3 protein-coding genes are annotated in these 23,581 nt (G+C 75.1%); all 3 read right to left on the bottom strand.

The features are described from left to right. Positions 1-47 precede the first annotated feature (47 nt). Complete coding sequence (locus ACWD26_RS35995) at positions 48-11,060, bottom strand: SDR family NAD(P)-dependent oxidoreductase (protein WP_451276543.1); 11,013 nt, start codon at positions 11,058-11,060, stop codon at positions 48-50. A 180-nt stretch (positions 11,061-11,240) separates the two neighbouring features. Next, positions 11,241-19,346 carry a type I polyketide synthase gene (locus tag ACWD26_RS35990; protein WP_451276541.1) on the bottom strand — a complete coding sequence of 2,702 codons (8,106 nt, stop codon included), beginning with the start codon at positions 19,344-19,346 and terminating at the stop codon, positions 11,241-11,243. A 35-nt stretch (positions 19,347-19,381) separates the two neighbouring features. Next, positions 19,382-23,557: an SDR family NAD(P)-dependent oxidoreductase gene (locus tag ACWD26_RS35985; protein WP_451276539.1), complete on the bottom strand. Its 4,176-nt coding sequence runs from the start codon at positions 23,555-23,557 to the stop codon at positions 19,382-19,384. Between the last annotated feature and the right edge of the window lie 24 nt (positions 23,558-23,581).

The raw sequence follows: 23,581 nt of genomic DNA, 5'->3' as shown, positions 1-23,581 counted from the left end.
GGGGCCCGGGGCCCGGGGAGAATCTCTCCCCGGGCCCCGGGCGTCGTTCAGCCACCGAGGGCGGCCAGCCAGTCGTGCACGGTCCGCGCGGTGACGTCACCGTGGTCCTCGATCATGGAGTGGTGGTCGCCGGGGACGTCCACCACGTCCAGGGGGACGGGCCAGGTCGACTGCCACTCGTCGGGGCGCTCCCTCGGGTGGTCCGGGTCGACTGCGATCGGTTCGGAGGCGCGGACCAGGAGCGCGGGTGTGGTGAGGGAGCGTGGCCGCCAGGTCTCGAAGAGGGCGAAGTAGGACGCCATCGCGGTGAGCCGGAGGCCGGTCATCCGGCCGAACTCCGCCTCGCGTTCGAGGGAACGGGACTCCATGGCGTGGACGATGTAGTCGGTCTGCGGGGTGCCGGCCACATAGGTGTCCAGCATCACCACGCCGGTCGCGGGCGTGCCGAGTTCCTCCAGGCGGGCGGCCACCGCGTACGCGAGTGAACCGCCTGAGGAGCGGCCGGCGAGGGCGAAGGGGGCTCCGTCCAGGGCGCGGGCGACGGTGCGGGCCGCGTGTTCCACGGCCGCCTCCACGCTGCCCGCGACGAGTTCGTCGGCGACGAAGCCCGGCATCATCAGCGAGTGGGTGGCACGCAGCCCGCGCAGCGGCCGGGCCAGAGCGACGAACTCCTGGTCGCTGGCCCACACGGAGGTGGACGGCAGTCCGACGAGGGCGGGGTGACGGCCGCCGTCACCGAGCTTGACAAGCCCCGGTGCCTTGCCGACCGCGTCGGCCGAGGTGAAGGCGGGGCGCAGTCCGGCGGAGTTCATCAGGACCTTGCCCGCCTGGTCGTAGCGGCCGGCGGTGACGGCGTGGCGGTAGAGGGACTCCACGGCCTGCGCGACGGTCGTGGTCGGGTCGGCCGGGGTGGCCGGGGTGGCAGTGCGCGCGGATTCCGTGGGCGGGGTGGTGAACTGGCGGTTCAGGGCGGCGGCCAGGTCCCCGGGGGTGGGGTGGTCGAAGACCAGGGTGGGCTGCAGCCGCAGGCCGGTGGCGGTGGCGAGCCGGTTGCGGAGTTCGACGGAGGTGAGGGAGTCGAATCCCAGTTCGCCGAAGGCCCGGTCGGCGGTGAGGTTGTCGGTGCCGTGGGTGCCGCCAGTGCCTCCAGTGCCACCAAAGCCTTCAGTGCCGTCGGTGCCGTCGGTGCCGTTGTGGCCGAGCACGCGTGCGGCTTCCGCGCGGATCAGTTCCAGCAGCGCGGTCTCGCGTGCGGCCGGGTCGAGGGCGGCGAGGGCTGTGGTGTCCGCCCGGTCGTCGCGCCTGGTGGCGGTCCGGCGCGGGACGGTGCCGCGCACCAGGGCGCGCAGGACGGCCGGGATCCGTTCCGCCGGGAAGGGCGCGGCGCCGGGGGTGAGACGGAGCGGGACGAGGAGGGCTTCGTCCGGTGTCGCCAGGGCCCGGTCGAGGGCGGTGAGGCCGGAGTCGGCGGTGAACGGCCGCAGTCCGCTGCCCTCCAGACGGGCCCGGTCGGCGGCGCCGAGCGCGTCGGCCATGCCTCCGGTGCCCTGCCAGGGGCCCCAGGCGAGGGAGAGGCCGGGCAGACCGAGCGAGCGGCGGTGCTGGGCCAGGGCGTCGAGGAACGCGTTGGCGGCGGCGTAGTTGGCCTGGCCGGGGCTGCCGAGCACGCCGGCCGCGGAGGAGAACAGCACGAAGGCCGTGAGGTCCAGGCCCGCGGTCAGTTCGTGCAGGTACCATGCCGCGTCCGCCTTGGGGCGGAGCACGGCGGCGAGCCGTTCCGCGGTGAGGTCACCGACCAGGCCGTCGTCGACGACACCGGCGAGGTGGACGACACCGGTCAGGGGCTGCTCGGCGGGAATGCCGGCCAGCAGCCGGGCGAGGGCGTCACGGTCGGCCACGTCGCACGCGGCGAAGGTGACCCGGGCTCCGGCCTCGCCGATCTCGGCGGCCAGTTCGTCCGCGCCGGGCGCCGCCGGACCACGACGTCCGGCCAGCAGCAGGTGCCGCACACCGTGCCGGGTGACGAGATGACGGGCCACCAGGCTCCCCAGAGCACCGGTGGCACCGGTGACGAGAACGGTGCCGTGGGGGGTGAAGGGGGTGGGCTGGGCGGACGGTTTCGCGTCGCGCACGGCTTGCTCGGGCGTGGTCGTTCTGAGGGCGGGGGTGCCGGGCGTGGTCGTCCGGGGGGCGGGGGCGCCGGGCGTGGTCGTCCGGGGGGCGGGGGTGCCGGGCGCATCCACCACGGGCACGACCGCTCCGGACCGGACCTCTCCGCGCTCGGTGGGTGTCGCGGCCTGGCGGGTCGGGGGGTTGGTGGGCGTGGGAAGGGCCTCGTGCGGGACGGGCGTGAGGCGGGGTACGTGGGGCGTGCCGTGGCGGAGGGCGAGTTGGGGTTCGGCCGTGGTCAGGGCGTGGGGCAGGGCAGCGAGGGAGGTGTGTTCGTCGTCGAGGTCGACGAGGACGAGGCGGGCCGGGTGTTCTGTCTGGGCGGCTCGGGCCAGGCCCCAGACGGCGGCGGGGCCGGGGAGGGCGCCCGCGTCGTCCGGACCGACGGCGACGGCGCCGTGGGTGACGAGGACCAGTCGCGTGTCGGTGAGCCGCTCGTCGGCGAGCCAGGGCCGTAGGACGTCGAGTGTCTGCCGGGTCGCCGTGTGGGCGTCGGCGGCGGCGTCGTCGGGCCCGGGCGGGTCGCAGAAGACGACCACGGCGGCAGGGGCGGGGACACCGGTGTCGATCGTCTCGGTGAGGGCGCCGAGGTCGAGGTACGGGACGACGTCCTGGCCGATCGCGGTGGCGAGGCGGGGGCGCAGTTCCCTTGGGTCGAGGCCGAGCATCCCCCAGCCTCCCGCCGTGCGCGCGGCGGTGGTGGGGAGCGGGACGGTCGGCCACTCCAGCCGGTACAGGGGCTCGGTGCGCGGTGTGTCGGCCCGGGCGGCCGGGACCGCCGAAGCCGCCCGCAGGGTCAGCGTGTCGATGTCCAGGACGGGCAGGCCGTCGGGGGTGGTGGCCCGTACGGAGACCCCGCCGTCGTCCGTGGGCGCCAGCCGCACGTGGAGTTCGGCCGCTCCGGTCGCGTGCAGCCGGACGCCCGACCAGGCGAAGGGCAGGCCCGCCGGGACAGCCGTGCCGCCTGGCCCGTCCGCGCCCAGGATGCCGAGGGCGAGGGGCTGGAGGGCGGCGTCGAGCAGCGCGGGGTGGAGGGCGTGGCCGTCGGTGTCCACGGTGCCGGTGTCGTGCTGCTCGGGTTCGTCGGGCAGGGCGACTCGGGCGTGGAGTTCGCCGTCGGCCTGCCAGAGTTCGGTCAGTCCCTGGAACGTGGGGCCGTAGGCGAGGCCCGCTTCGGCGGTCGTGGCGTAGAAGTCGTCCAGCGGGACGGCATGGGCGCCGGGCGGCGGCCAGGCCGCGGTGTCGGTGGGCGGGGTCGTGGGCGGGGCGGGGGCGAGGACGCCGGTGGCGTGGCGGGTCCACGGTCCTTCGGGGTGTTCGTCGGGCCGGGCGTGGATCGTGAAGGGCCGCCGTCCGTCGGGGTCTTCGGCGTCGACGGACAGCTGAAGGGCGACGCCACCCCGGTCCGGCAGGGCCAGGGGCGCGTGGATGACGAGTTCGTCGAGCCGGTCGCAGCCGGCGTGACCGCCGGCGTGCAGGGCGAGGTCGACGAGGGCGGTGCCGGGCAGCACCGGCGTGCCGCCGAGCGCGTGTTCCACGAGCCAGGGGTGGTCGGTGCGGTCGAGCCGGCCGGTGAGGAGCAGCCCGCCGGAGCCGGGCAGCGCGGTGACGGCCCCGAGCAGCGGGTGGCCCGCCGTGGTCAGGCCGACCGACGACGCCTTGCTGCCGCCGCCTCCCGCACCGGCGCCGAGCACACGCAGCCAGAACCGGTGGTGCTGGAAGGCGTAGGTGGGCAGCGGGACGGTGCGGGCGCCGCTGTCCGCGAAGTACGCCGGCCAGTCGACGGCCGTGCCCTGGACGACGAGCCGGGTGAGGGCGGTGACGAGCGCGCAGGTCTCTCCGTGGTGGCCGCCGCGCAGGGCGGCCAGGCAGGTCACGGCGTCCTCGGTGTGTTCGGCGGCGGTTGCGGCGGCCATCGCGGTCAGGGCGCCGCCGGGGCCGGCCTCCAGGAAGGTGCGCACACCCCGGTCGAGCAGGGTGCGCACCCCGTCGGCGAAGCGGACCGTGTCCCGGACGTGGCGCACCCAGTAGCCGGGGGCGCGGAGGTCGCGGGCGGCGGCGGGGGCGCCGGTGACGTTGGAGATGACGGGCAGGACCGGCTCGTGGAAGTCGACCTGGGCCAGGGCGGCGGCGAAGTCCGCGAGCACGGGCTCCATGAGCGGCGAGTGGAAGGCGTGGCTGACGGCGAGCATCTTGGTGCGGTGGCCGCGTCCGACGAACTCAGCCGCGGCGTCCAGGACGGCGCTCTCCGGGCCGGAGACGACGACCGAGGTGGGCCCGTTGACGGCGGCGATGCCGACGCTGCGGTCCGTGTTGCCGGCGAGCACCGCCACGACCTCGGTCTCGTCGGCCTCGACCGCGAGCATGGTGCCGCCGGGCGGCAGCGTCTGCATGAGCCGGCTGCGGGCGGCGACCACGCGGCACGCGTCGGGCAGCGTCCAGACTCCCGCGACGTGGGCGGCGACGAGTTCGCCGACGGAGTGGCCGATCAGCGCGTCGGGGCGGACGCCCCAGCTCTCCAGGAGCCGGTACAGCGCCGTCTCCACGGCGAAGAGTGCGGGCTGCGTGTACTCGGTCCGGTCCAGCTCCGCCGACCGTTCCGGGTCCGTGGCGAAGACGATGTCACGCAGGGGCCGGTCGAGGAGCGGGGCGAAGGCCGCGCAGATCTCGTCGAAGGCGGCGGCGAAGACGGGGTGGCGCTCGTACAGGTCGCGGCCCATGCCCGGTCGTTGGGAGCCCTGGCCGGGGAAGACCAGCGCGAGCGTACCCTCCCGTACGGTCCCCCGGACGACCTCGGCGTCCGACGGTGTGCCGTCGGCGAGCGACTGGAGGCCCGAGAGCAGCGCGGGCCGCGTGTCGGCGACGACGGCCGCGCGATGGGTGAGGGCGCTGCGGGTGGTGGCCAGCGAACAGGCGATGTCGAGCGGTGCGGCGCCCGGCCGTTCCCGCAGCTCGGCGAGGAGGCGTACGGCCTGGTCGCGCAGGGCGGCCTCGGTGTGCCCGGAGACGAGCCAGGGGACGACGGGTTCGGGCCGGGGGACGACGGGTTCGGGTCGGGGCGCCGGGCTGGAGGGCTCCTCGGTGGCGTCCGTCGGGGCCGAGGGCGCGTCGTCCGGGGCCTGTTCGAGGATCAGGTGGGCGTTGGTGCCGCTGATGCCGAAGGAGGAGACGGCGGCGCGGCGGGGGCGGCCCGTCTCCGGCCAGGGCCGGTTGTCGGTCAGGAGGCGTACCGTGCCGGCGGACCAGTCGACCTGGCGGGTCGGTTCGTCCACGTGCAGGGTGCGCGGCAGTACGCCCTCGCGCAGTGCCAGCACCGTCTTGATGACGCCGGCGACGCCCGCGGCGTACTGGGTGTGCCCGATGTTCGACTTGACGGAGCCCAGCCACAGGGGCCGGTCGGCGTCCCGGTCACGGCCGTAGGCCGCCAGCAGCGCCTGTGCCTCGATGGGGTCGCCGAGGCGGGTGCCGGTGCCGTGGGCCTCGACCGCGTCGACGTCGGAGGGGGCGAGGCCCGCCCCGGCCAGGGCCGCCTGGATCACGCGCTGTTGGGAGGGGCCGTTGGGGGCGGTCAGGCCGTTGGAGGCGCCGTCCTGGTTCACCGCCGAGCCGAGTACCAGGCCCAGGACGCAGTGGCCGTTGCGCCGTGCGTCGGAGAGGCGTTCCAGTACGACGATGCCGACGCCCTCGCCCCAGCCGGTGCCGTCGGCGGCGTCCGCGAAGGCCTTGCAGCGGCCGTCGGGGGCGAGGCCGCCCTGGTTGGCGAACTCGGCGAAGGCGCCCGGTGTGGCCATCACGGTGACGCCGCCCGCGAGGGCGAGGTCGCACTCCCCCGCCCGCAGTGCCTGCCCCGCCAGATGGAGGGCGACCAGGGAGGAGGAGCACGCGGTGTCGACGGTGACCGCCGGGCCCTCCAGACCGAGGACGTAGGACACCCGGCCCGACATGACGCTGCCGGACGAGCTGGTCAGGGCGTAACCGCTCGCCAGGGAGGCGGAGTTCATCAGCAGGGCGCCGTACTCCTGGGGTGTGCCGCCGACGAAGACGCCGGTGCGGCTGCCGCGCAGGGACAGCGGGTCGATGCCGGTCCGTTCGACGGCCTCCCAGGAGGTCTCCAGGAGCAGCCGCTGCTGCGGGTCCATGGACAGGGCCTCGCGTGGGGAGATCCCGAAGAAGTCGGCGTCGAAGTCGCCCGCGTCGTAGAGGAAGGCGCCCTGTCCGGCGAGGGTGGTCTGCCGGCCGGGGTCGTACAGGGACAGGGCCTGCCAGCCGCGGTCGGTGGGGAAGTCCGCCATCTCGTCGCGGCCTTCGGTGACGAGCCGCCACAGGTCCTCGGGGCCACGGACGCCACCGGGGTAGCGGCAGGCCATGCCGACGACGGCCAGCGGATCGTCGTCCTGGGGGCGCCGCACCGGCGGTGCGGTGGCCGCCGCGTCGGTGCCGCCGAGGAGTTCTTCGCGCAGGCGGCCGGCGAGGGCGGTGGGGGTGGGGTGGTCGAAGACGAGGGTGGCGGGCAGTCTCAGTCCGGTGGCCGTGTTCAGCCGGTTGCGGAGTTCGGTGGCGGTCAGTGAGTCGAAGCCGAGGTCCTTGAACGGGCGGTGGGCGGCGACCTCCGCCGCGTCGGCGTGCCCCAGCACCGTCGCGGCGCGCGAGCGCACCAACTCCAGCAGGGTGGCGCGCTGTTCGGGTTCGCTGAGCGTGGTGAGGGTGCCTCGCAGCCGCCCGGCGGCCGTGCCGTCGCCGCTCCCCGTACGGTCGGAGTCGGGCTGGTCGCCGCGCAGGGCGCGGGCGGCCTCGGGGATCTCCTCGATCAGCGGGCGGCGCCGCGCGAGCGCGTAGACCGGGGCGAACCGTTCCCAGTCCATGTCGCTGACCGTCAGGGTGGTCTCGCCCTGCTCGACCGCCTCCCACATGACGTCGATGGCCGACTCGGGCCGCATCTGCCGGACACCCATGCGGTTCAGCTGGTCGGCGAGCGCCGGGAAGCCCTCCAGCATGCCGCCGTCGGCCCAGCCGCCCCAGGCGAGGGACGTGGCCGCCAGGCCCCGAGCGCGGCGCTCGTGGGCGAGCCCGTCGAGGTAGGCGTTGGCCGCCGCGTACGTACCGTTGCCCGCGCTGCCCCACACGGCCGCGCCGGACGAGAACAGCACGAACGCGTCCAGGTCCAGGCCGGCGGTCAGCTCGTCCAGGTTGCGGGCGCCCTCGACCTTCGCCGCCGTACCGTCCACGAACTCCTGGGGGCCGACGTCGAGCACCGGGCCGTAGGCGGTGGAGCTCGCGGTGTGCAGGACGGCGGTGAGCGGCCACTGCTCGGGCACCTCGGCCAGCACCGCCGCCAGGGCGTCCCGGTCGGCCACGTCGCAGGCCGCGAACGTCACCTCCGCGCCCAGGGACCGCAGTTCCTCCGCCAAAGCCTCGGTTCCCGGTGCCGCCGGGCCGCGACGGCTGAGCAGCAGCAGGTGCTCCGCCCCTTCGGCCGCCAGCCGACGGGCGAGGTGGGCGGCGATGCCGCCGGTACCGCCCGTGATCAGCACCGTGCCTTGCGGCTTCCACGGGCGGACGGGGCCGCGGTCGGTGAGGGGGGCGCGCACCAGGCGTCGCGCGTAGACGGCGGATCCGCGGATCGCGAGCTGGTCCTCGTGCGCGACCGCTCCCGACAGCAGCGCGGCCAGCAGGGCGGAGGTGCTCTCGCTCCAGGTCCGGGGCAGGTCGATCAACCCGCCCCAGCGGTCCGGGTGTTCCAGGCCGGTGACCTGGCCGAGTCCCCACAGTTGCGCCGCCTGCCCGCGTACGGCGTCGCTGGTCGCGACGGCGGCGCCGCCGCGCGTGAGCCACCACAGCGGCGACCGTACGCCGGCGGTGTGCAGGTCCCGCACGAGCGCGAGGGCGTCGTCGGCCGCGTCGAGCAGGGACACGACACCTGTGTACTCCGCGTCGAGGCCGGCGACGGGCGCCTCGGCGACCTCGACCTGGGCGCCGGCGGTCCGCAGTGCCTCGGCGACCTCTCCCCCGTCGCCCCCGGGTACGACCAGCAGCCACCGGCCCGACAGCGGCGTGGCGACGGCCGTGTCGATCCGTCGCCATGCCACCCGGTAGCGCCACATGTCGACGGCCCGGCCCGCCGAGGTCCCGCCGGCGACCTGCGTCTCGGTCCAGAAACGCTGGTGCTGGAAGGCGTACGTGGGAAGGTCGACGGTCCGGGCTCCGGTGCCGGCGAAGCAGGCCCGCCAGTCGACCGGGGCGCCGCGTACGTACGCCTCACCCAGTGACAGCAGCAGGCGTTCCGGGCCGCCCTCTCCGCGCCGGAGCGTCCCGGTGACGGCGGTCCGGCGCTCGGCCGCCTCCGCCGTCTCCTGCACCGCGCCCGTCAGGACGGCGTGCGGGCTCACCTCCACGAACAGCCCGTGTCCCTGCTCCAGCAGGGCCCGTGTCGTCTCCTCGAACCTCACCGGCTGCCGCAGATTGCGGAACCAGTACGCGCCGTCCAGCCCGGCCGTGTCGAGCCGGCCACCGGTGACGCACGAGTAGAACGCCACGCGGGAGGACGTCGGTGCCACGGGGGCCAGCAGGCCTGCCAACTCCTCGCGGACCTCCTCCACATGGGCGGAGTGGGAGGCGTAGTCCACCGCGATGCGGCGCGCCCGCACGCCGTCGTCCTGGGCCCACGCCAGCAGTTCCTCCAGTGCGCCGGTGTCACCCGCGACCACGACGGAGGCCGGGCCGTTGACCGCCGCGAGATCGATGCGGCCGTCCCAACGAGTGAGCGCCTTGCGGGCCTCGTCGGCGGGGAGTTGCACGGAGGCCATGCCGCCACGACCGGACAGGGCGAGGATCGCCTTCGAGCGCAGCGCCACCACCCGCGCCCCGTCCTCCAACGACAGCGCCCCCGCGACGACCGCCGCGGCGATCTCACCCTGCGAGTGACCCACGACGGCCGCGGGCTCCACCCCGTACGACCGCCACACCTCCGCCAGCGACACCATCACCGCCCACAACACCGGCTGAACCACATCCACCCGGTCCAACGCATCTGCATCGGACAGGGCTTCGGTCAGCGACCAGTCGACGAACGCCGACAGCGCCCGCTCGCACTCCCCCATGCGGGCCGCGAACACCGGCGAGGACTCCAGCAGTTCCGCCGCCATCCCGACCCACTGCGAGCCCTGCCCCGGGAAGACGAAGACGGTCTTGGCCTTGCCGCCCTCGCCGGTCACCAGGCCCGGCACGTCGTCGCCGTCGGCCAGGGCTCGCAGACGGTTCACGTGGTCGTCGTGGGTGTCGGCGAGGACCACGGCCCGGTGGGAGAGGGCGGCGCGGGTGGTGGCGAGGGAGTGTCCGATGTCGGTCGCGGTGCTGTCGGGGTGCTCGGCCAGGTGGTCCAGGAGGCGGCGGGCCTGGTCGCGCAGGGCCGCCGCGGTCGCGGCGGACAGCGTCCAGGGAACGGGACCGGGGACGTGCTCGCCCTCACGGCCCGGCTCCCGCTCGGGGTCGCCCGGCTCGGGTCCGGCGGCCTCGTCGGGTTCCGGGGCCTGTTCCAGGACGACGTGCACATTGGTGCCGCTGATCCCGAACGACGACACGCCCGCCCGCCGTGGACGCCCCGCCTCGGGCCACTCCCGGGCCTCCGTCAGCAGCTCCACTGCGCCCGCCGACCAGTCGACCTCCCTGGACGGCTCGTCCACGTGCAACGTCCTGGGCAGCACCCCGTGGCGCAGCGCCATGACGGTCTTGATCACGCCCGCCGCGCCGGACACCGCCTGTGTGTGCCCGATGTTCGACTTCAACGACCCTATGTACAGCGGTCGTTCACGGTTCTGGCCGTACGTCGCGAGCAGCGCCTGCGCCTCGATCGGGTCGCCGAGGCGGGTGCCGGTGCCGTGGGCCTCCACGGCGTCCACGTCCGACGGGGACAGCCCCGCGCTCGTCAACGCCTGCCGGATCACGCGCTGTTGTGCCGGCCCGTTCGGGGCGCTCAGCCCGTTGGACGCGCCGTCCTGGTTCGCGGCCGAGCCACGTAGCACGGCCAGCACCGGATGACCGTTGCGCCGTGCGTCGGACAGGCGCTCCAGCAGGACCACCGCCGCTCCCTCGCCCCAGCCGATGCCGTCGGCGGCGTTCGCGAAGGCCTTGCACCGGCCGTCGGCGGAGAGGCCGCGCTGGCGGGCGAAGATGACGAAGCCGGCCGGGGTCGCGAGGATGCCGACGCCTGCGGCGAGGGCGAGGGAACAGTCGCCCTGGCGCAGCGACTGGGCCGCGAGATGCAGGGCGACGAGGGACGAGGAGCAGGCGGTGTCGACGGTGACCGCCGGGCCCTGCAGGCCGAGGGCGTACGAGACGCGGCCGGACATGACGCTGCCGGAGCCGCCGGTCAGGGCGTAGCCCTGGTCCTCGGCGGAGTCCATGAGCAGGGCGCCGTAGCCGGTGGGCAGGCCGCCGACGAAGACGCCGGTGCGGCTGCCGCGCAGCGAGAGCGGGTCGATGCGGGCGCGTTCGACGGCCTCCCAGGAGGTCTCCAGGAGCAGCCGCTGCTGCGGGTCCATCGCCAGCGCCTCACGCGGCGAGATCCCGAAAAGCGCGGGGTCGAAGTCACCGGCGTCGTGGAGGAACGCGCCGTCCTTGGTGTAGGTCTTGCCCGGCTTGTCGGGGTCGGGGTCGTACAGGTCGTCCAGGTCCCAGCCCCGGTCGGTGGGCAGACCGCCGACGGCGTCCACTTCGTCGGTGACGAGCCGCCACAGTTTCTCCGGCGAGTCGGCTCCGCCGGGCAGGCGGCAGGCCATGCCGATGACGGCGAGGGGTTCGCGCCACTTGTCCTCGGACTCACGCAGCCGGTCGCGGGTCTGCTGCAACTCCGCCGTGACCCGCCGCAGGTAGGTGCGGAGCTTGTCCTCGGTCATGGTCGACTCCAGATCGGTGTGGTGGGGCGCCTGTGGCGGGCCGCGGCTCGCGGGCGAGAGCGGACGGCGGGGCGGCCGTCCGCGCGCGGTGGGGCGGCCCGGCGGCTGCGGGTGAGCGGCGGGACGGGCGTCGACCACGCCCGGGGGCGGACGTCGGCCGACGCCGGGTGGGGCGGGGCGTCAGCCGACGCCCAGGTCGCGGTCGATGAGGTCGAAGATCTCGTCGTCGGTGGCGGACTCCAGGGTGTCCGCCGTGTGCGTCGTGTGCGTGGCGTCCGGGTCGGTGGCGCTCAGCCGGGCGGCCAGGTCGCGCAGCCGTTGCGCGATGTCGGCGCGGGCGCCGGGGTCCATGTCGGGTGCGGACACCGCCGCGACGAGGGCCTGTTCCATGCGGTCGAATTCCTGTTGGACGCGCAGGGCGTCCAAGGGGCCGTCCGATGTGCCGCCGAGCAGGTCCTCACCGAGGAGTGCGGCGAGGGCGGTGGGGGTGGGGTGGTCGAAGACGAGGGTGGCGGGCAGTCGCAGTCCGGTGGCCGCGTTCAGCCGGTTGCGGAGTTCGGTGGCGGTCAGTGAGTCGAAGCCGAGGTCCTTGAACGGGCGGTCCGGGGTGAGGGCGTCCGGTGAGGTGTGTCCGAGTACGGCGGCGGCGTGCTCGCGGACCAGGTCCACCAGGGCGTCCCGCTGTTCGAGGTCGGTGAGTCCCGTGAGGCTCTCGCGCAGCCGGGCGGCGGCGTTGGCGTCGGCCGTCGCGTCGTCGCCGGCCGGGCCCTGGCCGTTTTCACCGCGCAGGGCGCGGGCGGCCTCGGGGATCTCCTCGATCAGCGGGCGGCGCCGCGCGAGCGCGTAGACGGGGGCGAACCGTTCCCAGTCCATGTCGCTGACGGTGAGGGTGGTCTCGCCGTGTCCGACGGCCTCCCGCATGACGCCGATCGCCAGCTCGGGCTGCATCTGCCGCAGGCCCAGCCGCTCCAGCTGTCCGGCGACGGCCTCGGAGCCCTGGAGCATGCCGCCGCCGGCCCAGCCGCCCCAGGCGAGGGACGTGGCCGTCAGGCCCCGAGCGCGGCGCTCGTGGGCGAGCCCGTCGAGGTAGGCGTTGGCCGCCGCGTACGTACCGTTGCCCGCGCTGCCCCACACGGCCGCGCCGGACGAGAACAGCACGAACGCGTCCAGGTCCAGGCCGGCGGTCAGCTCGTCCAGGTTCCGGGCGCCCTCGACCTTCGCCGCCGTACCGTCCAAGAGTTCCGCCGGCTCGATGGACAGCACGTCGGAGAAGGTCGCCACACCGGCGGCGTGGACGACCGCGGTGAGCGGCTCCTGCTCCGGCACGTCCGCCAGGACCGCCGCCAGGGCGTCACGGTCGGCCACGTCACAGGCCGCGAACGTCACTCGCGCCCCCAGCGCCTCCACCTCCCGGCCCAGTTCGGCGGCGCCCGGCGCGCCCGCGCCACGGCGGCTGGTCAGCACCAGGTGCTCCGCGCCCTCCGTGGCCAGCCACCGGGCGACGTGCGCGCCGATGCCGCCCGTGCCGCCGGTGACGAGAACGGTCCCGCGCGGACGCCAGGCGTGCTCGGGTTCGCGGCCCGTCGCCACGGCGCGCACCAGCCGCCGTATGTGCACCCCGGAATCCCGTACGGCGACCTGGTCCTCGGACCCGCGCTCGTCGTCGGCCGCGGCGAGTACGGCCGCCAGTTGCCGACCGGTGTCCTCGGTCCAGTGGGCCGGCAGGTCGATCAGCCCGCCCCACCACTCCGGGTGCTCCAGGCCCACGACCTGCCCGAGCCCCCACAGCTGCGCCGCCTCCGGGCGTACGGCGTCGCCCGCGGCGACCACGGCGGCGCCCTCCGTCAGCCACCACAGCGGCGCCGTCACATCGGCGGCGCGCAGGTCTCGTAGCAGCGCCACGGCGTCGGCGAGGGAGCCGGGGGACGCGAGGACGCCCGCGTACGCGTCGTCGCCCGCGACGATCTCCGGCGCGATCGTCACCTCGGCTCCGGCCGCTCGCAGTGCCGCCGCGATCGTGTTCTCGGGCGTGTCGAAGGTGTCCTGCGTGTGGGGGGTGTCCTGCGTCTGGGGTGTGTCCGGCGTGTCGGGTGCGGGCGGCGTGTCGGGGGTCAGCAGCAGCCAACGTCCCGACAGTCGCGCCTCCTCGGCGAGGGCGGCCCGGCGCCAGACGACCCGGTAGCGCCAGTCGTCGACGGCACGGCCCGCGCCACCGCCGACCGACAGGGTCTCGGGCCAGTAGCGCTTGTGCTGGAAGGCGTACGTGGGCAGGTCGACGGGCGTGACGCGGGTGCCGGTCTCAGCCTCGCGCTCAGTCCCGGTGCCGGTCTCGGTCTCGGGAAAACATGCCCGCCAGTCGACCGGCGCCCCCTGCGCGTGTGCCTCTCCCAGCGAGAGCAGCAGCCTCTGCGGGCCGCCCTCGCCTCGGCGCAGCGTCCCCATGACTGCCACGTCGCGTCCGGCTGCCTCCGCCGTCTCCTGCACCGCGCCGACCAGCACCGGGTGGGGGCTGATCTCGATGAAGACGCGGTGCCCCGCCTCGACCAGTCCCGTGACCGTCGTTCGGAGGCGGACGGTGGAACGCAGGTTGCGGTACCAGTACTCCGCGTCCAGCCCGGTCGTGTCGAACCGTTCGGCGGTGACCGTCGAGTGGAAGGGGACCGAGGAGGCGACGGGGGCGATGCCTGACAGCACCGCCGGGATGTCGTCCCGGAGCCGCTCGACCTGGCGGGAGTGCGAGGCGTAGTCCACCTCGACGCGCCTGGCACGGGCGCCCCGGGCCTCCGCCTCGGCGATCACCTCGTCCAGACCCTCCGGGGTGCCGGCGACCACCACGGAGGCCGGGCCGTTGACCGCCGCGACCTCCACGCGCCCGTCGACCAGCGGGGACAGGGCGCGTACGTCGTCGACGGGGAGTTGCACGGAGGCCATGCCGCCCTCGCCGGACAGGGCGAGGATCGCCTTCGAGCGCAGCGCCACCACCCGCGCCCCGTCCTCCAACGACAGCGCCCCCGCGACGACAGCGGCAGCGATCTCACCCTGGGAGTGACCCACGACGGCCGCGGGCTCCACCCCGTACGACCGCCACACCTCCGCCAGCGACACCATCACCGCCCACAACACCGGCTGGACCACATCCACCCGCCTCAACTCGACCTCGCTGCCCAGGACTTCGGTCAACGACCAGTCGACGTACGCGGACAGCGCCTGCTCGCACTCGGCCATCCTCGCCGCGAACACCGGCGAGGACTCCAGCAGTTCGACCGCCATCCCGACCCACTGCGACCCCTGCCCGGGGAACACGAACACCGGGCCGCGACCGGTAGGTCCGGCGGTGCCGGTGATCACCCCGGGGGCGGTGGCCGTTCCGTCGGCGAGAGCGCGTACGCCGGTCAGCAGGTCGGTGTGGCCGGCGCCGATGACGACCGCGCGGTGGGCGAAGAGCGAGCGGCTGCCGAGCAGCGCCCTGCCGACAGCGGCCGGGGTGGCGTCGGTGCGGTCGAGATGGTCGGCGAGACGGGCGGCCTGGGCGCGCAGAGCGACGGGGGTGCGTCCGGAGAGCAGCCAGGGGTGTACGGCGGGCCCGGCGGCGTCCTCCGGGCGTGCGGCAGCCGACTCGGCCGGGGCGTGTTCGAGGATGACGTGGGCGTTGGTGCCGCTCATCCCGAACGACGACACGCCCGCCCGGCGGGGGCGGCCGGTCTCCGGCCAGGGCACGTTCTCCGTCAGGAGCCGTACGGTGTCGGCGGACCAGTCGACCTGCCGTGTCGGCTCGTCGACGTGGAGCGTGCGCGGCAGCACACCGTTTCGCAGCGCCAGCACCGTCTTGATCACGCCGCCGACACCGGCCGCCGCCATGCTGTGGCCGATGTTGGACTTCAACGAGCCCAGCCAGAGCGGCTGTTCGCGTTCCTGTCCGTAGGTCGCCAGCACGGCCTGGGCCTCGATGGGGTCGCCGAGCCGGGTACCGGTGCCGTGGGCCTCCACCGCGTCCACCTCCGAAGGCGACAGGCCGGCGCTCGCCAACGCGTCCCGGATCACCCGCTGTTGGGACGGGCCGTTCGGTGCCGTGAGCCCGTTGGACGCACCGTCCTGGTTCACCGCCGAGCCCCGTACCACCGCCAGCACCCGGCGGCCGTGGCGGCGGGCGTCCGACAGCCGTTCCAGGACCAGGACGCCCACACCCTCGGCCCATCCGGTACCGTCCGCGGACTCCGCGAACGCCTTGCACCGGCCGTCCCCGGCGAGGCCGCCCTGGCGGGCGAACTCCAGGAAGCCGCCGATGGTGTTCATGACGGTGACGCCGCCCGCGAGGGCGAGATCGCACTCCCCCGCCCGCAGCGCCTGCCCCGCCAGATGGAGGGCGACGAGGGAGGAGGAGCACGCGGTGTCGACGGTGACCGCCGGGCCCTCCAGACCGAGGACGTAGGACACCCGGCCGGAGACGACACTGCCCGCCGTGCCGGTCATGACGTGGCCCTCCGTTTCGGGGCTGGCGGCGAGCACCCCGGCGTAGTCGGAACCGGCGATGCCGGCGAAGACCCCGGTGCGGCTGCCGCGCAGTGTGACGGGGTCGACGCCGGTCCGTTCGATCGCCTCCCAGGAGGTCTCCAGGAGCAGCCGCTGCTGCGGGTCCATCGCCAGGGCCTCGCGCGGCGAGATGCCGAAGAAGTCGGCGTCGAACTCGGCGGCGTCGTGGAGGAAGCCTCCGGTGGTGGGGGTGCCGCCGTCGACGTGGCGGAGGGAGGTGAGGTCCCAGCCCCGGTCCCGGGGGAAGGCGCTGACGGCGTCGCGGCCCTCGGCCACCAGGTGCCACAGCTCCTCGGGGGTGGTCACACCGCCGGGGTAGCGGCAGGCCATGCCGACGACGGCGAGGGGTTCGTCCATGGCGGCACGCGTGCGGGCGGCGGCACGGTGGCCGGCGTGCTCGCCGTTGAGGTGGGCGACGACCGCTTCCGGGGTCGGATGGTCGAAGACCAGGGTCGCGGGCAGCGGCAGTCCGGTCTCCTCGGCGAGGCGGTCGCGGAACCGTACGGCGGACAGCGAGTCGAAGCCGAGATCCTTGAAGGAGTGGTCCGGTGGGACGGCGTCGAGGGTGGAGTGGCCGAGCACGGCGGCCACGACGGCCCGGACGAGATCCACGTCGAAGGCGCGGCCGGGCTCGGTGGACTCGGTCGCCGTGACGGCGGTTGGTGAGGCGGCGGTCGCTGAGGCGGCGGTTGGCGGGGCGGCCAGCAGCGGGAGGCCGGTTCCGGCGGTGGCCGGTAGCCAGAAGCGCGTGTGCTGGAAGGGATACGTCGGCAGGTCCGCGTGGGCGGCGTCGGCGGGCCCGAGGACGGCCGTCCAGTCGACGGCGACGCCCCGGACGTGCAGTTCACCGAGGGCGGTCAGCAGGGCGGTGGGTTCGTGGTGGCCGTGCGGGAGGGAGGGGACGAAGGCGGGGGCACCGTCGGGCAGGCAGTCGCGGGCCAGCACGCTCAGGGCGCCGCCGGGGCCGAGTTCCAGGCAGGCGGCGGTGCCGAGTTCGCCGAGCGCGCGGATGCCGTCGTGGAAGCGGACGGCCTCGCGGACGTGCCGCACCCAGTAGTCGGGCGAGCGGAGCTGTTCCCCGGTGGCCGGGCGGCCGGTGACGTTGGAGACGACCGGGATGCGCGGCGCGTGGAAGGTGAGCCCCTCGGCGACGGCACGGAACCGGTCCAGCATGGGTTCCATCAGCGGGGAGTGGAAGGCGTGACTGACCTTCAGACGCCGGGTCCGCAGCCCCCGTTCGGCACAGAGCGCGGCGGTGGCGTCGACCGCTTCGACGGGACCCGACAGAACGGTGGCACGGGGGCCGTTGACGGCGGCCACGGCGAGCCGGCCCGTGGTGCCCGTCGCGTCGAGGAGCGCGGGGATGTCGTCCTCGGCGGCCTCGACGGCAAGCATGGCGCCGCCCTCGGGGAGGGCCTGCATGAGGGTGGCGCGGGCGGCGACCAGGGTGCACGCGTCGTCGAGGGAGAGGACTCCGGCGGCGTGCGCGGCGGCGAGTTCGCCGATGGAGTGGCCGAGCAGGTGGTCGGGGGTCAGACCCCAGTGTTCGAGAAGCCGGAAGAGGGCGACCTCGAAGGCGAACAGGGCGGCCTGGGTGTAGGCGGTCCGTCCGAGCAGTTCCTCGGAGGCGAGGGCGTCGGTGAGCGGCCGGTCGAGGTGCGGGTCGAGCCGGGCGCACACGGCGTCGAAGGCCTCCGCGAACTCCGGGTGGGCGGCGTGGAGTTCGCGGCCCATGCCGACGCGTTGGGCGCCCTGGCCGGTGAAGAGAAAAGCCAGCGGTCCGGCGGCGGCCACCGTGCCGCGCACCACGCGGGCGTCGGGAAGCCCGTGGGCGAGGGCGTCGAGCGCGGCGGGCACGTCCGTACGGCCCGTGCCGACCACGACGGCCCGGTGCGTGAACCGGGTACGGCGTGCGGCGAGGGCGCGGGCGACGGCCTGCGGGGTGGGGGCGCCGGCGCGGGCGGTGTGATCGGCGTCGTCGACGCGGCCGGCGCAACCGGTGCGACCGGAGCGACCGGCGTGGTCGACGCGGACGGTGCCATCCGCCTCTTCCGCGCCACCGGGGCACCCGCCGTCGTCGGCGCGGCCGGCCCAACCGGTGCGACCCGTGCCGTCGTTATGGTCGTTGCGGTCGAGGTGGTCGCGCAGCCGTGCGGCCTGTGCCCGCAGGGCGTCGGGGGTGCGGGCGGAGAGGACGAGCGCCACCGGGGCGTTCCCGGCGGGCTGCTCCCCAGCCGACGGCTCGGGAGGCTCCCCGCCCACGGGAGGCTTGGCGACCGGCCCCACGGGACGCTTCCCGACCGCCCCCTCAGGACGGCTCTCGACCGACGGTTCGGGCCGTTCCCCGGCCGACGGATCGAGCCGTTCCCCGGCGAAGGCGTCCGCCGTGGGCTCGGCGGTGGGCTCCTGCTCCAGGACGGCATGGGCGTTGGTGCCGCTGATCCCGAACGAGGACACGGCCGCCCGGCGCGGACGGCCTGTATCCGGCCACTCCCGAGCCTCCGTCAGCAACTCCACCGCACCCGCCGACCAGTCGACCTCGGGCGTGGGCTCGTCCACGTGCAGCGTCCTCGGCAACACGCCGTGCCGCAGCGCCAACACCGTCTTGATGACTCCGCCGACGCCCGCCGCCGCCTGCGCGTGCCCGATGTTCGACTTCAACGACCCCAGATAGAGCGGCCGTTCACGTTCCTGCCCGTAGGTCTCCAGCAGTGCCTGTGCCTCCACGGGATCGCCGAGCCGGGTGCCGGTGCCGTGGGCCTCGACGGCGTCGACCTGGGCGGGGCTGAGGCTGGCGTCGGCGAGGGCGGCGCGCATGACGCGTTGCTGGGAGGGCCCGTTGGGGGCGGTCAGGCCGTTGGACGCGCCGTCCTGGTTCACCGCCGTGCCCCGCACCACCGCCAGGACGCGGTGCCCGGCACGACGGGCGTCCGACAGGCGCTCCAGGACCAGGACGCCCACGCCCTCGGCCCATCCCGTACCGTCCGCGGACTGGGCGAACGCCTTGCACCGGCCGTCGCCGGCGAGGCCCCCTTGCAGCAGGAACTCCTCGTACAGCCCCGGCCTGGCCATGACGGCGGCGCCGCCGACCAGGGCGAAGGAGCACTCGCCGGCGCGGAGGGCGCGTACTGCCAGATGGAGCGCCACCAGGGAGGAGGAGCAGGCGGTGTCGACGGTGAGCGCCGGGCCCTGGAGGCCGTAGAAGTAGGCGAGCCGGCCGGAGGCGATGCTGCTGGTGGTGCCGGTGAGGACGTGGCCCTGGACCTCGCGCAGCGCCTCGTCGCCTTCGGGGCCGTACTTCTGGTCGGTCATGCCGACGAAGACGCCACCGTCGGTGCCCTTGAGGTCGGCCGGGTCGAGTCCGGAGCGTTCGATCGCCTCCCAGGAGGTCTCCAGCAGGAGCCGCTGCTGCGGGTCCATCGCCAGGGCCTCGCGCGGGGAGACGCCGAAGAACTCGGCGTCGAAGCCGGCGGCGCCGTACAGGAACCCGCCTTCGAGCCGGGCTCCGGCGCCGGCCAGACCGTCGGTGCGCCAGCCCCGGTCGGCCGGGAAGGCACCGATGGCGTCCCGGCCCTCGTGGACCAGGTCCCACAGCGCCTCGGGGGTGTCGGCGCCGCCGGGGAAGCGGCAGGCCATCGCCACGATCGCCACGGGTTCCCGGCGGCCCTCCTCCAGTTCGCGGAGTCTGCCGCGAGTGCGCTGGAGGTCGGCGGTCACCCGCTTGAGGTAGTCAACAACCTTGTCGTCGTTCGCCACGGGTACTCCGATTCGGCCGTACGTACGGGAGGGGGTCAGGTGAGATCGCCGAACTCGCTGTCGATGAAGGCGAGCACCTCGTCGGCGGTGGCCGCGCGGAGGGCCTCGTCGCCGTCGGCGGGGCCGGCCGGGGCGGCGGGGGCTTCGAGCCGGTGCAGGATCCGGCGGAGTCGCCCGGTCACCTCGGCGTGGGCCGGGTCGTCGGCGGTGAGGGCCTCGGCGGTGGTCTCCAGCCGGTCGAGGTCGCGGCGCAGCCGCTCCTTCGGGCTCGGCCCGCCGGGCAGGAGCCGTGCCAGCAGGTGGTCGGCGAGGGCCGTCGGCGAGGGATGGTCGAACACGAGGGTCGCCGGGACGTCCAGGCCGGTGGCCGCCTTGAGCTGGTTGCGGAGTTCGACGCCGGTGAGGGAGTCGAAGCCCTGGTCCTTGAAGGCCTGGTCGGGGTCGACCTCGTCGGGGCGTGTGTGTCCGAGGACCTGGGCGGTGCGGTCCAGCACGAGGGAGAGGACGTGGGCGTGGCGTTCCTCGTCGGGCAGTGCGGCGAGCACGGTCGTGAAGCCGGCGCCGGACGCGGCCGGTTGCCGTACGGCGGCGCGGCGCGGGAGCGGGCCCAGCAGGGCGGACAGCAGGGCGGGAGCGGGCTGATCGCGGTGGGCGGCCCGCAGCCGGGTGAGGTCGAGGGGGGCGGCGGTCACGACCGGGGTCGCGGCGGTGAGGGCGGTGTCGTACAGGGCGAGCGCGCGTTCGGTGGGCAGGGTCGTGGTGCCGGTGCGCAGGAGTCGTTCCCGGTCGCGTTCGCCGAGTGCGGCGGTCATGCCGCTGGTCTCGTCCCACAGGCCCCAGGCGATGGAGACGGCCGGGAGTCCGCCAGCGGCCCGGCGCTCGGCGAGGGCGTCGAGGTAGGCGTTGGCGGCGCAGTAGTTGGCCTGGCCGGCGGCGCCGAAGGTGGCGGAGGCCGAGGAGAACAGGACGAAGGAGGACAGGTCCAGGTGGCGGGTCAGCTCGTGCAGATGGCGGGCGCCGTGCGCCTTGGCGTGCAGGACGCGGACGACGCGGTCCGGGGTGAGGGAGGTCAGGATGCCGTCGTCGACCGTGCCGGCACAGTGCACGACGCCGGTGAGGCGGTGTCCTTCGGCGGCGAGCCGGTCGAGGAGCGCGGCCACGGCCGTGCGGTCGCCGACGTCGCAGGCGGCGATGTGCGTCTCGGCGCCGGAGGCGGTGAGTTCGGCCGCCAGGTCGGCCGCGCCGGGGGCGGCGTCGCCCGCGCGTGAGGTCAGTACGAGGCGGCGTACGCCGTGCCGGACGGCCAGGTGGCGGGCCACCCGTGCGCCCAGGGTGCCGGTGCCGCCGGTGACGAGGAACGTCCCCCCGGGCGCGGGTTCGGCGGCGACGGTGAGCACCGCCTTGCCTACGATCCGGGCCTGGGCGACGGCCCGGAAAGCCTCGGGGGCGCGGTGGACGTCCCAGGTCGTCACGGGCGGCGGGGCGAGGGTGCCGTCGGCGAAGAGCGCGGACAGTTCGGCGAGCATCTCCTGGATGCGGTCGGGGCCCGCGTCACCGAGGTCGAAGGCGCGGTAGCGGACACCGGTGTGGTCGGCGGCGACCCGGTCGGGGTCGCGCGGATCGGTCTTGCCGATCTCTACGAACCGCCCGCCGTGCGGCAGCAGTTCGAGGGAGGCGTCGGTGAACTCCCCGGCGAGACAGTTCAGGACGACGTCCATCCCGGCACCGGCGGTGTGCGCGAGGAAGCGCTCACGGAAGCCGGTGTCACGGGAGTCCGCGATGTGCGCGTCGTCCAGTCCGGCGGCGCGCAGCGCCTCCCACTTGGGCCGGGAGGCCGTCGCGTACACCTCGGCCCCCAGCCGGCGGGCGAGTCGGACGGCGGCGGAGCCCACGCCGCCCGCCCCCGCGTGGATCAGGACCCTTTGGCCGGCGCGCAGCCCGCCGAGGTCGCGCAGCCCGTACCAGGCGGTCAGGTACGCCACCGGCGCGGCGGCGGCCCGCGCGTACGTCCAGCCGTCGGGCACGGGCGCGAGCAGCCGCTGGTCGGTGACGGCGACGGGCGCGAAGGCCGCGTCGAGCATGCCCGCCACCCGGTCACCGGGCGCGAACCGGGTGACACCGGGACCGGTGGCCAGCACCACTCCGGCGCCCTCGATGCCCAGGTCGGCCTCGCCGGGGTACATGTCGAGGGCGATCATCGTGTCGCGGAAGTTCACCCCGGCGGCCCGTACGGCGACACGCACCTCGCCGGGGGCCAGGTCCCGTTCCGCGGCGGGGTGGGGCACGAGCGCCAGGCCGCTGATCGAGCCGCGACGGACCGAGTCCAGCCGCCACGGCCCGGCCGGCGCCTGGAGCGCGGCCCCCGTCTCCACCCGGACCAGGCGCCGGCCGTACACGCGTCCGGCGCGGACGGCCAGGTCGGGCTCCCCGCAGGCCAGGACTTCGGCGAGCGGGAGACCGCCGTCCTCCTCCGAGGCCGGGCCGGGTGCGCCGTCGGTGTCCACCAGCACGATGCGGCCCGGGTGTTCGGCCTGGGCGGCACGCACCAGGCCGGCCACGGCGGCCTGGACGAGCGTGTCGTCCTTCGCATCGCCCGTCGTCTCGCCCGTCGCGTCGTCCTTCGTGTCGTCGAGCAGGACGGCCGTCGCGTGTGTGCCCTGTTCCGCCACGACGGCGGCCCGCCTGGTCACGACCACGAGAGGGACGGCCGCGTACCGCTCGTCGGCGACCCACTCCTGGAGCAGCCTCAGCACGCGGGTCGTGACATCGCCGAGGCGACCGGACGGGCCGTGCGCCACGACGGCGTCGGGGAGTCCGTCGATACGGGCGAGGTCGACGCTCCCGTCGTCGGTCACCGGCAGCGGGACCGGCTCGACCGGAGCCACGTCCACGGGAACGGGCAGGGCGGTCCACTCGATACGGAACAGGGCGTCGCGGTCGGGAGCAGCGGCCGCACCCGGCAGCCGGTCTGCCGTCGCTTCCCGCAGCGCCAATCCCTCGACGGTGACCACGGGGGCGCCGTCGACGTCGACCGCCGTGAGTGCCACGGCCCCGTCAGCGCCCCGGTTGACGCGGACCCGCAGGGCATCGGCGCCGGTCGCGTGGACCCGTACGCCGTTCCAGGCGAACGGCAACCGGGCGGGGGTGCCCGGCGGCAGGTCCACGCCGAGGACGTGCAGGGCCGCGTCGAGCAGGGCCGGGTGCACGGCGAACCGCCCGGCCGACCCGCGGTCGTCCTCGTCCAGTTCGACCTCGGCGTACAGCGTGCCGTCGTCGGTCCGCAGCACCGAGCGCAGCCCCTGGAAGGACCGCCCGTAGTCGAACCCGGCCTCGGTCAGGCCCGGATAGAACCCGTCCAGAGCGACCTCTGTGGCCGATTCCGGGGGCCAGGAGAAGGAGGTCGCGGCGGTGGAGTTGAGGTCCACGGCGGGGGCGAGGGTTCCCTCGGCGTGCCGGGTCCAGGGCCGCTCGTCATCGTCGGGGGTTGCCGGCCGGGAGTGGATGGCGACCGTACGACGCCCCTCCTCGTCCGGCGCGCCGACGACGAGTTGGAGATCCGCCGCCTCTTCGCCGGACAGCGCCAGCGGAGTGGCAAGGGTCAGCTCGGACAGCTGCGGGCAGTCGAGCCGTTGACCGGCCCAGCACACCATGTCCACATACGCGGTTCCCGGCAGCAGGACGGTGCCGAGCACCCGGTGGTCCGCGAGCCAGGGCTGTGTCGCGGGCGTGATCCTGCCGGTGGCGATCACCGCTCCGTCGGAGGCCTGGACGAGCCAGGTGCGCAGCAGCGGGTGGTCGGCCGTGCCGAGACCGGCGGCGTGGAGCGCCTTGGCCGGTGCCGCGCCCGCTGTGTCGGGCCAGTAGCGGCGGTGCTGGAAGGCGTACGTCGGCAGGTCCACCCGGCGTGCCCCGGTCCCGGCGAACACCGCCCGCCAGTCGACGGCCACCCCGTGCACGTACACCTCGGCCAGCGCGGACAGCAGGGCCACCGCCTCGTCCCGGTCCCGGCGCAGCACGGCGACACCGGCCGCCTCGGGAGCGGTCTCCTGGACCAGGGAGACGAGCGAGCCGTCGGGGCCGACCTCCAGGACGGTGCCGATGTCCTGACCCCTCAGCGCACGCACCCCGTCCGCGAAACGGACAGTGGCCCGCACGTGACGGACCCAGTACTCCGGCGTCGACAGCTCCTCCCCCGCCACCTCACCCGTCACGTTCGACACGATGGGGATCACCGG

It is taken from the genome of Streptomyces sp. NPDC002787, from assembly GCF_053592095.1.
This window is presented reverse-complemented; position numbering and strand designations above follow the sequence as displayed.